Source organism: Snodgrassella sp. W8132, from assembly GCF_016100865.1.
GTDB classification, from domain to species: domain Bacteria; phylum Pseudomonadota; class Gammaproteobacteria; order Burkholderiales; family Neisseriaceae; genus Snodgrassella; species Snodgrassella alvi.
The window spans coordinates 295,815-311,926 of record NZ_JACFRQ010000001.1 but is presented as its reverse complement, the minus strand read 5'-3'; the positions used below and the strand labels follow the sequence as shown (position 1 = coordinate 311,926).

Here is a 16,112-nt window from a genome sequence, read left to right as displayed (position 1 = left end):
CTAATTCTTATCCTTCAGCCTGAACCTGCGGATTACCTTATTCAAGATTGATTGCCTCAAAACCGATTGTGTATTGTTTGGCTGACACCAGCGTACCCATACTTGTAATCTTCGCCATGCCTGCGCATCGGTCATATCCGGTAGCAAAAGCTGGTATACGCAGCCGCGCGAAGTTTGCCAGTGTAAAGCCATCATATTTGCTCTGATAATAATACCACTGCAACACAGTTTAGCCGGTACTGCAGCTTTGCCCTGTGTAAATAGCAGTGAAGCCTGCCCCTGTGAGCTGATTTCAATTTTTTTGACTCTGCTTTGCCGCAAGCCATAACCTGCCCATAATGCAGATAATAACCATGCCAGCAGCCATACCAGACACAACCAGCCTGTGCTGTAGAACACAATAGCCACTAGTGTCAGTACATGCATAATCACCGCCAGATAAAAAGCACATCTGGATGGCTTCAGCCGCACAACACACGCCATCATAAGATACTAAACCTGTTCTTCACCATATACCGGAGATATATGTATATCTGTATCTACCAGATCCAGTACCATATCATGTACTTCTACTGTAAAAAAATTCCAGAACTGATCAATATCCAATACCGGCCACAGCTTACGCTCAACCTCCCATGCAGACAGCTCTGCCTCAAAAATCAGATTAAAGCGTTCACCAATATAACCAATGACCTGTTCCGGAGTTTCAAATTCCGGTACCAGCAATGTAGTACAATTACTCTGTAGCTGTGACAAAGTTAACTCAGGCAAATCATCACTTGTACTTTTCAGCCAGTCGAGAAAAGCCTGAGCAGGTTTCAGCACAACAGCACTGCGATCAACAAAATACATGCCCTATCCTTACTAATATTACTGAATAACCATATTGTACTGTAAACGTTCTGCGATAGCGTATATTTACCGCTCAGCAATTTTCAATTACCGTACAATCAGCTTATTGTGTCTACAGAGTTAACTGCCATGCCTCACACCATTCATCTAGCCCGGTTTCAGCAAATCCTTACGCCTGATGAAATCCTCACTGACAATCAGCTTATCGAACCATTTTGTACCGACCAGCGTGGCCGTTATCATGGACAGGCTTTTGCAGTATTACAACCGCATACTGTCAGCGCTGTACAGGAAATTATGCGCTATTGCCATCAGCAGCATATTCCTGTTACTCCACAAGGTGGAAATACAGGCTTGTGCGGCGGTGCTACACCGCATGCTTCTGTTGCCGGTAAAGGAATTATCCTTTCGTTAAGTAAACTTAACCGCATGCGCAAACTCAATCTGGCTGACAACACCATTACCGTAGAAGCCGGCATGATACTCGCTGAAGTACAGAAAATCGCTCAAACTGCCAATCGCTATTTTCCCCTGAGTCTGGCCAGTGAAGGCTCCTGTCAGATAGGCGGAAATATTGCCTGTAATGCCGGCGGTCTGAATGTAGTGCGTTATGGCACAATGCGTGATCTGGTACTGGGTCTGGAATATGTCCTGTCCGATGGCGAACTGGTCAGTCACCTGTATCCACTGCATAAAAACACCAGTGGCTATGAAATGCGTCAGCAAATCATTGGCAGTGAAGGCACACTGGCGATTATTACCGCTGCCACACTAAAACTGTTTGCTCCGCCGCAAAGTGTCTTAACAGCATGGATTGGCGTAGACAATATTCACTCTGCCACCAGTCTGTTAGCCGCACTGAAAAATCACTTTGCCGAGCGCCTGTCCAGCTTTGAACTGATCAGTCAGGCGGCTCTGAGTCTGTCAGCCAGCTATAGTCAGTTACGCGAACCAACTCATGCGAGCTGGCATATTCTGGTAGAACTGAGCGATAGCCTGCCGGCACAAAATTTAACCGATCCCTTAATCAGCGTACTGGAACAAGGTAACTGGCTTAATACAGTTATTGCTCAGTCTGAAACAGAACGTCAGCATTTATGGAGCTTGCGTGAAAACATATCTGCTGCACAACGCAGTCTCGGAGCCAGTATTAAGCATGATATTGTCGTTCCGATTAAACATGTTGCTGACTTTGTCGAAAACTGCCAGCAACAACTGATTAAAACCTTTCCGCAAACCAAAACCATTTTATTCGGACATCTCGGTGATGGCAGTCTGCATTACAATGTTTTTATTGCTGATATAATGAATAATGATGTTTATCAATATGAAGAAAACATCAATAAAGTCGTATATGAACAGGTATTAAACTACCATGGCAGTATAGCCGCCGAACATGGCATTGGTCAGTTAAAAAATCAGTGGCTGCCACGTGTTCGCAGTAACGCAGAAATCAAATGGATGCAGGCACAAAAGCATAACCTCGACCCTGAAGGTATCCTGAATCCCGGAAAAGTTTTACCTGTGCATACATGATATAGTAAGCATTTTTAAGTCAACTATGAATATGAGTGAAGTTACTCTGTATACCGACGGTGCCTGCAAAGGCAATCCTGGCGTAGGTGGCTGGGGAGCATTTTTACAATCCGGCAGCCACAGTAAAGAGCTTTTCGGCGGTGAGGCTAATACCACCAATAACCGCATGGAGCTCACAGCTGTAATTCAAGGACTTGCAGCATTAAAACGCCCGTGCATTGTTAATATCTATACAGATTCCCAATATGTTAAAAACGGCATGCAGGAATGGATTCATAACTGGAAAGCGCGCGGCTGGAAAACTGCCTCAAAACAGCCGGTAAAAAATGCTGAACTGTGGCAGGCACTGGACAGCGAAGTAAGTAAGCATCAGGTACACTGGCACTGGGTTAAAGGTCATGCCGGACATCCGGGAAATGAAAAAGCTGATGAACTGGCTAATCGCGGCGTGGAACTGGTTAAATAAAGCTTTAATTTCTTTGTAAATTATCATCACCTACCCACTTCTCAGCTACCATAATAGTGCTATCATGCCTAGAAGCATACTATTTGATAAATTTTGGTATCGGCTTAGAGGAATTTAAAACTTAGCCTAAAGCGGTAACTGTGGGCTCGAAGAAATATTCTGGAAAAACATATTAATTTAATTAAATTAACTATTTAAGAAATATTCAGATAATAATTCTATTTAACTGAAAACATTCTACTCTGAACAAAATTTTGCTACAAATTAGTATTGAAAATAATCATCAATGTCCATCATAGTTATAGCAAAAAAAAATTAAATAAATTCAATAATATAATAAACAACTAGAAAACAATACTAACATATCTTATATTATTATCATTCAAGATTGAAACTAAATTATTGTTATATCTATCAATTGATCTATTAAGCAGAAATATATTAATTTATTAAAAAACAAAGCCTGATCTCTTAGAGATCAGGCTATGCAATGCTAAATTGAGCGTTAAATCATAATGGGTAACAGAGATGATTACCAAATCATATTCCCCTTAATATTCCAATCCATATCAACTTTATTCCATACAGAGAATTGTTAAGCTCAACCTATCATTTAACCAAACAGTTATTATTTAGCTTTACATTCATCACATTGTTCTCTATCACTGGGTTGATGACTATCTTTAACCCAACCCTTAGCAGGGTAATGATTTTTAGAACAATTGCTTTCCCAGTGATAAGTATCACTGTCTATTTTATTTTCTTTAAAATAATAAGGAGGATTTGGTTTAGACATAATATATCCTTTCTAATTAATAGATACATAATTAATTGATAATTTAAATATAAATTATCACCATATATCCATATTTTACATTTCAATAATATATGAATACATTTTTTATATAATATCTTTTCTTATATTTTCAATAGGAATTTAAAAATAAATTTGGTATTTTATTAATTGATTGTCCTTGGCATAGAACTAGACAAATAAAGCTTTAATTTCTTTATAAATTATTATCACTCACCCGCATCTTAACTACCTTAATAGTGCTATCAAGCATAGAAAACATATTGTTTGATAAGTTTTGGTATCGGCTTAGAAGAATTTAATACTCAGCCTAAGCCGGCAGATATGGGCTCGATGAAATTTTATGGAAAAAACAGATTAATTTAATTAAACCGTTTTTTTATTTCATGCTAAAATATTCCAATATTATTGAAAAAACAATAGCACAACTGCAATGATTATTTATAATTAATCTATAAATACATGTATAAAATACCTAATTTTTCACCTAAAATATAACTCAGTATCTAGTTGAATTTTTTAAAATAAATCAAATTTCCATTTAAAATAATATATTAATTGAATTAAAAATATATTCAGTGTACCTGTATTTAATACAGTTTTAATCTCATTTGAGAAATATAATGGTGTGTGCATGATTAATTTTAATTTACAATCATATTATAAGAACATAGGCGGGCTTATTTTTGAATTCGCCATACCCCCTAATAAAAAAGCCGTCTACAGTACTACATCTAAATACCTGACAGAAGGAGCGTTCAGCTTTATTGAGGGCATTATATACGAGTATGTTCCTAAATACGGTGAATATGGGCATTGGGGAATCACCGAAGTTAATACAGAACAATGGCTACTTATAAAACCGGCACTATTAAGGCTTAAGACCAGGGTTGATCAAGCCCAGAATTTAAAAGAACTTAAAAGTGATTTATTTAATTTTCGTTTTGTCTGTATGCTGGAAGACGATTATTTAAAAGAAACGGCTCACAAGTTTTCTAAATCCAAGCCTTTGCTTTCTCAGATGATTATCGATTTTATAGCCTGGATTGATATAACTATACAAAAGTATAGTTCATTCTATATTATGGGCATATAACTTTTTCATTTACTAAATCTATAAAGTTTATCAATTAAACTTGTAGCATTAATTTTTATTCTATCTTTGGCAAGGTTTGCTTATCTTTTTGGAATATATGATATTCCAGGATGATTTACATTTCCGCTATTTATTCCGTCATGATGATAGCCTGCTTTATTAATCCATGCTAAGGACAAGGTTTAACCAGACTAATTATTTAATATATTATATTAAAATGATGACGTAACAAAAATAAATAACCTATTGATTTATTAATTGCTACCTTCATGCTGTTGTTTATATTATTTACAATTGAAATCCGTTGCTTTGATTAAACTGCTTAACTTTTTGCTGTTTTATGTACATAAACCTAATATCCGCCGTTTAACGCAGCGGTTAAAACATAAAACTATCATTATAACAGGCGCCAGTTATGGCATTGGTGAGTCGCTTTGTTATCTTTTGGCCGATATTGATTGCAACTTAATATTGGTTGCGCGCACAGTTGATAAACTGCGCGAATTAAAGCAACGGCTTACTATGAGCAAAGCTAAAATTGACATTTATGCAGCTGATTTGCGTGATCAGGAACAAATTGATGAATTCATAAAATATATACAAAATTTACCTGTTGACATATTTATTAATAATGCCGGTAAATCGATTTGTCGCCCGGTCATGCAATCGTTAGACCGCCAGCATGATTTTGAACGAACCATAAAATTAAACTACCTGACTCCGGTACAATTATGCCTTGCACTTATCCCCAAATTACAGCAAAGTAAAGGACATATCATTAACGTTTCGGCTGTCAATGTGTTGTTTGCGCCAGCGGTGAATTGGTCAGCATATCAAGCCTCAAAAACGGCATTCGATCAATGGCTGCGTTCAGCAATGCCTGAATTACATAACCGGCAAATCAAAGTATCGACAGCATATTTACCTTTAGTAAAAACAAGGATGATTGAGCCGACCAAAGCTTATCAGAACTTACCTGCATTACAGCCAAAGCAAGCTGCTACAATTATAAGTTATTTATTACAAACACAAAAACGCCAATATAAACCATGGTGGGCGATGGTAGTGCAATTGGCCGGCGTCCTGTTTAATGGCATCTGGTTTAAATTAAATTGTTATTACATTAAGAGAAAATGATGATAAAAACAATCAAAGCGCTTTACACCATTAAACTTTTGACTTTTAAAGGAATTTTTTATTTATTAATGAGTTTTCGTTCGGTTGGAATGAATTTAATGGCATTGCTCTATGTACGTCAGAAGCTGAGCCCAGACCAAATCGCCATTAATGAAAATGATAATTGCATAAATTATCGTACACTTTATACGCAGTCACAGCATTTAGCCAAAAAATTAGCGGCGCATTGTGACATAAAACCGCATCAAAAAATAGCCATAATGGCAAGTAATCATACTATTATGATTCAAACTCTCTTTGCTATTGCCCGGCTAAGTGCAGATATTTACTTACTCAATACAGAACTATCAGCCAAGCAATTACAAAATATACAAGATGCGGTAAAATTTGATTGGATCATACATGATCCTCAAATTCCTATCTTAATTGATGTCAAATCATTACCAACAGATCATCCGGAGCAAATTTCCATTTACTCGCTCTTAAAGGATAAGATACCCCCCTATTCCGGCAATCTTAAAGTTACCCATTTTAATAAACTTACTGTGTTAACCAGTGGTACAACAGGACGTTTTAAAATGGCAGGGCGCAATAGTAAAGCACAAAATTTTATCAGTCCTTTTTATCAATTGCTGATGAAATTAAACCTGAGCAAATATAACAGAATCTATATAGCAACACCGATTTACCATGGTTTTGGTATTGCAACATTGTGTATGTCGGTACTATTAGGTGCCACTATATTTATCAATAAACGCTTTGATGCCGCCAAAGTTTGTCAACTTATTAACAAACATAACATTGAAGTTATCACCCTCGTTCCCTTAATGCTCAGTCGAATGATGAATTATTCTGTAACGCAGTTACATAGTTTAAGATGCATCATCACCGGCGGCGCACCAATTGCTGTCACACTGGTTCAACGAACAATTAATCAACTTGGTAAAGTGTTATTTAACTTATATGGCACATCGGAAGCTGGAATATGCCTGATTGCAACGCCGGATGATTTAATCACTCACCCATCAACTCTAGGTAAGCCTGTTAAAGGATTATCAGTCAAATTAATGAACAATGGCAAAGAGGATGCGATAAAAGGTGAACTCTATATCAAATGTGCATGGTCCACTCAGGGCAAAAACTGGACAGCTACTGGTGATATAGTTCACAAAGACAGTACAAATAATTATTATCTAAATGGCCGGGCTGATGACATGATAGTTTCAGGTGGTGAAAATGTTTACCCATTCGAACTCGAACAATGCTTAGTTAACCATCCTGACATTAACGACTTAGCCGTTATTAGTGTTAATGATGAGGAATTCGGACAGAGATTAGTGGCATTTGTGGTATTAGCAGCGCATACTGAACAAACCGAAGATACTTTAATAGACTGGTTAAAACCACAAATTGCACGTTACCAAATGCCCAAAAAAATATATATCATTGACGAATTGCCCATGACTCATATTGGCAAAGTTGACAGAAAACAACTTATCAATCGATATTATGAATTATCTAAGATCTGAGTTAGCGAAAACACCAGTACTGATAAGCATAATAGTATTTTTTAAAAATTTATTTTTCGAAAGCATTATCATTGCTTGTTACCCGCTCAACTAATCCTTTTATCGTATTTATAAAAGGATTTTTCTCCGATTTATAATACATAATATAATCAATATCTGGTAATGCCGGAAGTTTCAGGATATCGGTGTAATCGATAAATTTCTTAGACATTGACGATCTGTTCAGGCAACCTATGCCTAATTGAGCCTCAATAGCAGACTGCATACCAATAACACTGGAAGCATAATGAGATAAATTATAAGATATTTTATTATTTTCTAATTTATCTATAGCTAATTTTTGTAATAAGCAGCCTTTTGGCAAAGTTATAATTGGCAGTGGATCAGATCCGGTTATACTAAGATCTTTCGAGCCAGCCCAGCAGAGTGGTTCATGCCCTACAACCATTAAATTATCATTATCGGGTAATCTCTGCCCGTTTAAATGAATAAATAAAGCAATATCATATTGTTCCAGAGTATGTTCAAGAAGCATTTTTGAACTGCTCTGAATTGAGACATTAAATTGAATATTCTGACATTGGTCACGTAGCCCTCTTAATACAGATGCTATCGTGGCAGGCATAAAATAATCTGTAATTGAAAGTGTCAGCTCATATACCGAATCATGGTTTCTAATATCATTTATGATATTATCATTTAAAGATAATATCTTTTTTGCATGCTTATACATTTTTTCACCAATAGCTGTCGGTTTCGCGCCGTATCTCCCACGATGCAAAAGTTGTGCATCGCAAAATACCTCAAGCTTTTGGATTTGCTCACTTATAGCCGATTGAGATTTAAATAAAATATTCGAAGCTTTTGTGTAGCTGCCCATTTCTACAATGACAACAAATGTGTGAAGAATTTCTAAATCAAGTTTTTCCATAGTGTAATCAGTCTTCATCGGTTATTGTCATTAGATTTCTTTAATATATCGGATTTTCCGTTATAAATAAATCAAAAAATCCTGTTTTACAGATATAAAAAATTCTAGCTATTATTTTCTGGAAAAACAGGAGTTAATCAATGTCTTTAAATTCAAACAAATTGCCGGATAAAAATAAAATTTTTTTTTCTGATAACCATAAATGGAAAGTTTTATTTACTGGCGCATTCGCTAATACATGCTTTACCTTTGTTATCGGCGGCGTACCTGCAGCTTCCATTATTCTACGTAATGATTACCATATCCCAACATCTGTATTAGGGCTTTTAATGGGAATTGTAGGTTTTGGAATTGCTGTAAGTGAATTACCCTGGGGAATTGCCACCGATCGCTTCGGAGATCGGCCGATATTAATTGCAGGATTGTCTACGACTGCCATAGCTCTTTTCATCCTTGCTTATTTTGCAAGAATATCATCACACACTTCAATAAGTATCATCTTATGTGCCGGTTTACTAGTAGTCGGTCTTTTTGGGAGCAGTGTAAATGGTTCCAGTGGCAAAGCGATCATACAATGGTTTAAACCACAGCAACGCGGCTTAGCAATGAGTGTAAGGCAGGCAGCTGTACCACTTGGTTATGCATTAGGAGCATTATTCTATCCTTATATATCAATTCATTATGGATTCTCGACCACACTATTTATATCGGCATTTATTTGTATTCTGGCTGCATTATTCAGCTATCTATGGATTATTGATCCAGATAGTAAGAGTGAACGCAAAACACCGGATATAACACAATCACTAAAAAATAAATCAACTCAGCCAATGAAATCATTGAAAGTATGGCGCATCGTATTAGCTGTGGGTATTCTATGTGCGCCACAGTTTGCATTGATGACATTTTCAATGCTTTTCTTGCACGATTTTGCCGGATTAAGTATTGGATATATCAGTATCCTACTATTTTTCATACAAATCAGTTCAATACCAACACGTATCGGTAGTGGCTTTTATACAGATAAAAAGGGAAATAGAAAATTTTTTCTGAAAGCGGTTACAGCCCTGTCATTCATCTTATTCGCAGCCCTTACCGTATTTACTTATTTTTCATATAAATTCAATATACATCATTTTGCCTACTTTGTTAGTTTCATTATTCTTATATCTGGTATATCAATTTCTTCCTGGCATGGAATCGGATATACCGAACTGGCTACCGTTGCCGGACAAAAGAGTGTTGCAACTGTATTAGCCATGGCTAATACAGTAGTATTTTTCATTCTGTTTGCAACTCCAGCCATAATTCCATGGCTATTACATCAATTCTCCTGGGTTGGCGTTTGGGCAGTCATGGCTGTTATTTGCGCAATAAGCTATTTCTTATTTGAGAATTCATCATCTGAAAAATAATTTTTTATTCATAGGAATGTACCAACTTGCTTTACGCTGCATAAAACAGACTGAATTTTTGGTTGGTGATTTTACCGATAAATTTAATTTATCTAATTTTGAATTGATTTATGAAGATTATTTTGAAAATAGCTAAACAGTTTTTTAGATTTGAAATTTCATTTTTCACATCATGATAATTAATCATTTTATGATATGAGCTGAAATATTGATAAAAGTTTCATTTATCAATATTTCAGCTATATAACGTTCTTATTGACTAAGATTTATTGAAAAAATCAAATCAAAATAAAGATATTTTCCACAGGCATAAAAAACTAATAGCTACAATAAAAGGTATAAAGCTTATAAATCCGCTTTGAACTAAAGCATAGTTAACACATTGAAAAAATTAATAATAAGTAATTACTAACAAAAGAGGTGTGGCTAATACTGTACTTTTACACAATATCATCATCAACACATTTAACAGCAAAAGAATGGTTACTTTGTCTGATATGTGGGTGATAAAATCTGAAGCATCTGGCCATTATTATAGTTAAACCATTCAATATAAAAATAGTGAGCATAACACCGGTTATGCTCACTATTAGCTATATGTTGACTAGTTAGCCAGACATGACTATTACATCATGCCGCCCATGCCACCCATGCCACCCATATCAGGAGCAGCAGGTTTATCTTCCGGTAATTCGGTAATCATGCAATCAGTAGTCAGCATCAGACCAGCGATAGAAGCAGCATGCTGCAAAGCAGTGCGAGTAACTTTAGCCGGATCCAGTACACCCATTTCCAGCATATCACCATACTCACCGGTACCTGCGTTATAGCCGTAGTTACCAGAACCATTCAGCACATTGTTTACTACAACGCTTGGTTCATCACCGGCATTAGCAACAATCTGGCGTAATGGTGCTTCAACTGCTTTCAGTACGATTTTCACCCCGGCTTCCTGATCGGCATTAGCACCTTTCAGGTCTTTAATCGCAGCACGGGCACGCAGCAGGGCAACACCACCACCGGCTACCACACCTTCTTCTACCGCAGCACGGGTAGCATGCAGGGCGTCATCCACGCGATCTTTTTTCTCTTTCATTTCAACTTCAGTAGCAGCACCAACTTTAATTACTGCCACACCGCCGGCCAGTTTAGCCACGCGTTCCTGCAATTTTTCTTTATCGTAGTCGCTGGTAGCCACTTCGATCTGTTTGCGGATTTCAGCAACACGTGCTTCAACAGCAGCCTTGTCACCCAGCCCGTCAATCACAGTAGTATTTTCTTTACCAACTTCTACACGTTTAGCCTGACCCAAATCTTCCAGAGTGGCTTTTTCCAGAGACAGACCAACTTCTTCAGCAATAACAGTACCACCGGTCAGGATAGCAATATCCTGCAACATGGCTTTACGACGGTCACCAAAGCCCGGAGCTTTAACAGCAACAGTTTTCAGGATACCGCGAATGTTGTTTACTACCAGAGTAGCCAGAGCTTCACCTTCAACATCTTCAGCAATAATCAGCAACGGACGGCTGGTTTTTGCGACTTGTTCCAGAACAGGCAGCAAATCGCGGATGTTAGAGATTTTTTTATCAAACAGCAAAATATACGGGCTGTCCAGACCAGCAATCTGTTTTTCTACATCAGTAACAAAGTAAGGAGACAGGTAGCCGCGGTCAAACTGCATACCTTTAACAACTTCTACTTCATTTTCCAGTGATTTGCCGTCTTCAACAGTGATCACACCTTCTTTACCCACTTCATTCATGGCTTTGGCAATGATTTCACCGATAGATTCATCTGCATTGGCAGAAATAGAAGCAACCTGAGAAATTTCTTTAGATTTTTCCGGAACCGGTTTAGAAATATTTTTCAGTTCGGCAATAACAGCTTCAACAGCTTTATCGATACCGCGTTTTAAATCCATCGGATTCATACCGGCAGTAACGTATTTCATGCCTTCAGTAACAATAGCCTGAGCCAGAACAGTTGCCGTAGTGGTACCGTCACCAGCCACGTCATTGGTTTTAGAAGCAACTTCTTTAACCAGCTGTGCGCCCATATTTTCGAATTTGTCTTTCAATTCTACTTCTTTAGCAACAGATACACCGTCTTTAGTGATGTGTGGTCCGCCAAAGGCACGATCCAGCAGCACGTTACGACCTTTAGGGCCTAAAGTTACTTTTACTGCTTCAGCCAATACATTGACACCAGCAACCATTTTCTGACGGGCTTCGTCAGAGAATTTCACGTCTTTTGCTGCCATTTGCAACTCCTAATCTTTAATAATTAATTACGCAATAAAATTTAATTTCTGGATAAATAATTTATTCAACGATACCGAAAATATCTTCTTCGCGCATTACCAGCAACTCTTCACCGTCTACTTTAACAGTCTGGCCGCTGTATTTTCCGAAAATTACTTTATCGCCAACTTTAACATCCAGTTTCTGACGGTCACCGTTTTTCAGCAGTTTGCCATTACCTACGGCAATTATTTCACCCATATCAGGTTTTTCAGCAGCAGAACCGGGTAACACAATACCAGAAGCAGTTTTTTCTTCAGCTTCCAGACGTTTTACGACAACGCGGTCATTCAAAGGACGAATAGTCATATTATCTTCTCCACATCTTTAGTGCCCGAGGCACAGCAAAGTCGGTTAATACAAACCCGCATTTTCAGCGGGGCGTAAATATAAATTTATTCGTTACTTAAAGTAGGGCTGGCTTGCTGCAATTCAAGAGTAAGTAAAATAATTTTTTTCCTTACTCTTACAAATACTTAGCAAATTTGACAAATTATCTTAGTCATTACAGACAGATAGCTGCAATTACAAGCAGATCTCCTGCATCCCAGTTCGACCCGATAAATTAATTTGAGACAGAGCAAATAAATTACCTCAGCCCACCGGACAGATTCCGGATACAGGTAACACATCAAGAAAAAAGATAGTTTATCTGCTAATTACAGATAAACTGTTTTTTGCATAATATTAAGTATATATACCAGATTAAAATATAAGTGGTGAAATGCCAAATAATGCTGATTAACTTAATTACCAGAATTATTTTACCAAATTCTGAAAATCAGAATTTCAATTTACAGAGGGACTTATTTTCTTTCAAATCTGGTATCAATCTGGGCTGATAACGTTTCGCGGGCACGTGCAATACGTGAACGCACTGTACCTACCGGACAGCCTAATTCCTGAGCGATTTCTTCATAGGTCAGACCATTTATCTCTGATAAAATAATCGGCTGACGCAGATTGGCCGGCAATTGATTAATTGCTTCATCAACAGCATCAATCAGCTCACGATTAAGTAATAAATCCTCCGGAGTCTGATAATCTGACAAATGTTCCAGTACATCAGTTTCATCTCCGTCCTCATCCATAATCTCAGTAATCATTTGCGGTTCACGTCCGTAAACAGCTGCCATAGACTTAGCCGTATTCATACCGATACAGCAAAGCCACGTATAAAACTGACTTCCGGCACGAAATTGCGGCATAGCTTTATAAGCTTTAAGAAATGTTTCCTGTACCACATCCAGCGTTGTTTGCTCATCATGAGTAAAACGACGCAGAAAGTGTTTTAAACGACGCTGATACTTTCTGACCAGCAAACTAAAAATCTGAGCATCACCCTGCTGAGCCCTTCGCACCAACACCTGCTCTTCCACCTGCCGGGTAGAATCATCATGCATTTTGTTATCCTCTAGTCATTATTGTTGTTGCATCAATCAGCAGCTGAATCTGCGATAAATCTAGTATCAGCCTTAAAGTTTTACAGCCTTAGAGGCAAGTCCTCCATAATTGGCATCCATCCGTCAGTTATACCTCTGTCAATACTAACAGCAACATTAATAACAGCGATACACTGATTGTCTGAGTCACATAAAACCGGCCAGACAGCACGCATAAAAGGAGGGATCTTCCTTTCTTGTAATAATTTTCTAACTTTTTTTCTCCCTCCTCTCAGAACAATAGTATCTTCATTATCTGCCTGACGCACTCTCCACGCAGCATCAGTTTCCGCCAAACCAAAAGGATGCCGGTTCCATTGCAGATAACGGGCAGTAACCAGTTTCTGACTGGACACCGGTAACAATCCATACCAGTGCCACTGCCCGCTTACATCATACTTATCAATCCATAATCTGGAATCATAATAGACCACACGCGCATGCGGTAAAGCCCATTGTGCTCCATTTTTGCTTTCCATCAACTGTCGTGCAAATTCTGTTAGAGCCGCAGACGTAGACATTCCCAAACAATGCTTTTGCGCAAATAAACGCAATTGCTGCCGACGGCGTGATTCACTTAAATTACGCCATAACGGTATTTGAAATCCTTTTTGCTGCGCATGCAGCATAGTCCAGTCAGCTTCAGCTATTTCATTTAATAAGGACAGTTCATCCTGTAAACGTTCTACAGCCGCTTCTATCTGGCTATCCAGATGTGGCAGATGTTTGCGCCAGTATGGCAAACCGTCCAGACGCAGCCAGTTGCGTAAATAGGCACAATTACTATTACTGTCATCTTCAATATGTCCAAGTCCTGCGGCATCTGCATATGCCTTGAGCTGTTGCCGGGAAAAATGCAATAGCGGACGCCAGATAACAGTATTTTCAGTTAATGAACGTATCGCCGGCATAGCTGAAAGCGAACGTAAACCGCCACCGCGCAGAGCCCCCAAAAAAAAGGTTTCAATTTGGTCATTTCTGTGATGCGCCAGTACTACCGCATCAGCTTCACTATCAGCATAAACCTGATAACGTGCTTTACGCGCAGCGGCTTCCAATCCCTCTCCGGCCGCACGCACATCTACCCTGACAAGTTGCAGCGGAACTGACCACAATGCGCATAATTGCTCACAAAATGCAGCCCACTCATCCGCATATCTGCTTAAACCATGATGCACATGAATTGCAGATATCTGTATCGGCAGACTATCACGCAACTGAGTCAGCGCGTGTAACAATACCACTGAATCCAACCCGCCGCTGAGACCTACTGCCAAAATACAACGGTCAGCCATAGAGGCTGACCATTGTTGTGCAATACTCTCACATAATTTACTTACCGCTGAACTGACCATAGCTCATCAGACGATCAAAACGCCGACTTAGCAATGTCGACAACTGTTTGCCTTTAGCATCTTGCAGCTGACGGGTTAGCACCGATTTTACCCGTTGCATAATTTCCGGATAATTACGATGTGCTCCTCCCAGAGGTTCCTCAATCACAGTATCAATTAATTTCAAATCATGCAGGCGTTTGGCAGTAATCCCCAGAGCCTGAGCAGCTTCTGGAGCTTTTTCAGCCGTTTTCCATAGAATAGATGCACAGCCTTCAGGTGAAATCACTGAATAAGTCGAAAACTGCAGCATATTGATGTAATCACCTACAGCGATTGCCAGAGCCCCGCCGGAACCGCCTTCACCAATCACTGTACAGATAACCGGTACACGCAGCCGTGCCAGCTCGTATAAATTACGGCCGATGGCTTCAGACTGTCCTCTTTCTTCCGCTCCGATGCCCGGATAAGCTCCCGGTGTATCAATAAAGGTTAGCAAAGGAATTTGAAATTTTTCTGCCAGCTTCATCAGACGCAGAGCTTTACGGTATCCTTCGGGCTTAGGCATCCCAAAATTACGGCGAATTTTTTCCTTGGTATCACGGCCTTTCTGATGACCAATAACCATTACGCTTTCACCATTAAAGCGTGCCAAACCGCCAACAATGGCGGCATCGTCAGCAAACGCACGATCCCCGTGCAATTCTTCAAAATCTGTACACAGAGCATCAATATAATCTAAGGTATACGGACGCTGTGCGTGACGGGATACCTGCGAAATTTGCACCGGCGTCAGTTTGGCAAAAAGATTTTTGGTTAAATCGTCGCTTTTCTTTTTCAGGCGCGCGATTTCTTCGGATATATCCACAGCTGATTCATCCTGTACAAAGCGCAATTCATCAATTTTCTGTACCAGTTCAGCTATAGGTTGTTCAAAATCCAAAAAAATCTGTTTCATTGTTAAAATATCCGCAAAAACATGTATCAGCTATGATACGCGAAGAAATGAAGCTATGCAGCCCTTATTAATAAAAACCTGATAGCACAAGTATAAATTATAATAATAACAATATGATTTATAAAATATAATTATAAAAAAACATCTCTACAGCCACTTGCGCATCCGAATCACATTTTAGCGTTTTCTATCAATTTAAACAGATATAGCAACAACTTAAACCACATGCCTCAGCAGCAATGCTAATTAAATAAACATTCGGTAACAAGCAGATTCGAAACACTATATACGCAACAAAT

The 16,112-nt window shown here is 38.5% G+C and carries 15 protein-coding genes; 6 read left to right on the top strand and 9 right to left on the bottom strand.

Annotation, left to right across the window (positions count from 1 at the left end; all coding sequences use genetic code 11):
• The gene (locus tag H3U82_RS01500) at nt 1-486 is read right to left on the bottom strand and encodes a protein YgfX (RefSeq protein WP_198208843.1); all 486 of its coding nucleotides are present in this window, start codon (nt 484-486) and stop codon (nt 1-3) included.
• Nucleotides 487-492: 6 nt separating this feature from the next.
• A complete protein-coding gene (locus H3U82_RS01495; RefSeq protein ID WP_078475149.1) occupies nt 493-852 on the bottom strand; it encodes a hypothetical protein in 360 nt (119 codons plus the stop codon).
• 129 nt (nt 853-981) lie between these two features.
• On the opposite strand from H3U82_RS01495, the gene H3U82_RS01490 reads away from it, so the two are divergent.
• Nucleotides 982-2,388, top strand: a complete 1,407-nt coding sequence (locus H3U82_RS01490) for an FAD-binding oxidoreductase (RefSeq protein ID WP_198208841.1) — start codon at nt 982-984, stop codon at nt 2,386-2,388.
• Between the two features lie 31 nt (nt 2,389-2,419).
• Entirely contained in the window at nt 2,420-2,854 is a 435-nt protein-coding gene (gene rnhA, locus H3U82_RS01485) for a ribonuclease HI (protein WP_078475184.1), read from the top strand.
• A 628-nt stretch (nt 2,855-3,482) separates the two neighbouring features.
• Here rnhA and H3U82_RS01480 read toward each other — a convergent pair.
• Nucleotides 3,483-3,650 (bottom strand): hypothetical protein, encoded by a 168-nt coding sequence (locus H3U82_RS01480; protein ID WP_198208839.1) that lies wholly within the window; start codon nt 3,648-3,650, stop codon nt 3,483-3,485.
• Nucleotides 3,651-4,302: 652 nt separating this feature from the next.
• Here H3U82_RS01480 and H3U82_RS01475 point away from each other — a divergent pair.
• The 3 genes from H3U82_RS01475 to H3U82_RS01465 all read left to right on the top strand — a co-directional run bounded on the left by H3U82_RS01475 (nt 4,303) and on the right by H3U82_RS01465 (nt 7,430).
• Nucleotides 4,303-4,764, top strand: a complete 462-nt coding sequence (locus tag H3U82_RS01475) for a hypothetical protein (RefSeq protein WP_198208837.1) — start codon at nt 4,303-4,305, stop codon at nt 4,762-4,764.
• Between the two features lie 258 nt (nt 4,765-5,022).
• Nucleotides 5,023-5,901 (top strand): SDR family NAD(P)-dependent oxidoreductase, encoded by an 879-nt coding sequence (locus tag H3U82_RS01470; protein WP_370524405.1) that lies wholly within the window; start codon nt 5,023-5,025, stop codon nt 5,899-5,901.
• Entirely contained in the window at nt 5,901-7,430 is a 1,530-nt protein-coding gene (locus tag H3U82_RS01465; protein ID WP_198208833.1) for a class I adenylate-forming enzyme family protein, read from the top strand. Before H3U82_RS01470 ends, H3U82_RS01465 begins: the two co-directional genes overlap by 1 nt.
• Nucleotides 7,431-7,479: 49 nt before the next feature.
• Here the strand turns inward: H3U82_RS01465 and H3U82_RS01460 are convergent, their stop codons facing one another.
• A complete protein-coding gene (locus H3U82_RS01460) occupies nt 7,480-8,361 on the bottom strand; it encodes a LysR family transcriptional regulator (RefSeq protein ID WP_172397561.1) in 882 nt (293 codons plus the stop codon).
• 140 nt (nt 8,362-8,501) lie between these two features.
• Here H3U82_RS01460 and H3U82_RS01455 point away from each other — a divergent pair, with 140 nt between their 5' ends.
• Nucleotides 8,502-9,776, top strand: coding sequence for an MFS transporter (locus H3U82_RS01455; protein ID WP_110414420.1), 1,275 nt, complete (start codon nt 8,502-8,504; stop codon nt 9,774-9,776).
• Nucleotides 9,777-10,401: 625 nt separating this feature from the next.
• Here the strand turns inward: H3U82_RS01455 and groL are convergent.
• The 5 genes from groL to H3U82_RS01430 form a co-directional block, all read right to left on the bottom strand.
• Nucleotides 10,402-12,039 (bottom strand): chaperonin GroEL, encoded by a 1,638-nt coding sequence (gene groL, locus H3U82_RS01450; RefSeq protein ID WP_198208831.1) that lies wholly within the window; start codon nt 12,037-12,039, stop codon nt 10,402-10,404.
• Nucleotides 12,040-12,100: 61 nt separating this feature from the next.
• Nucleotides 12,101-12,388, bottom strand: coding sequence for a co-chaperone GroES (gene groES / locus H3U82_RS01445; protein WP_025331149.1), 288 nt, complete (start codon nt 12,386-12,388; stop codon nt 12,101-12,103).
• 497 nt (nt 12,389-12,885) lie between these two features.
• The gene (locus H3U82_RS01440; RefSeq protein ID WP_025331150.1) at nt 12,886-13,482 is read right to left on the bottom strand and encodes a sigma-70 family RNA polymerase sigma factor; all 597 of its coding nucleotides are present in this window, start codon (nt 13,480-13,482) and stop codon (nt 12,886-12,888) included.
• Between the two features lie 80 nt (nt 13,483-13,562).
• Nucleotides 13,563-14,876: a tRNA lysidine(34) synthetase TilS gene (tilS, locus tag H3U82_RS01435; RefSeq protein WP_198208829.1), complete on the bottom strand. Its 1,314-nt coding sequence runs from the start codon at nt 14,874-14,876 to the stop codon at nt 13,563-13,565.
• Nucleotides 14,854-15,813 carry an acetyl-CoA carboxylase carboxyltransferase subunit alpha gene (locus H3U82_RS01430; RefSeq protein WP_025331152.1) on the bottom strand — a complete coding sequence of 320 codons (960 nt, stop codon included), beginning with the start codon at nt 15,811-15,813 and terminating at the stop codon, nt 14,854-14,856. Before H3U82_RS01430 ends, tilS begins: the two co-directional genes overlap by 23 nt.
• Nucleotides 15,814-16,112 lie beyond the last annotated feature (299 nt).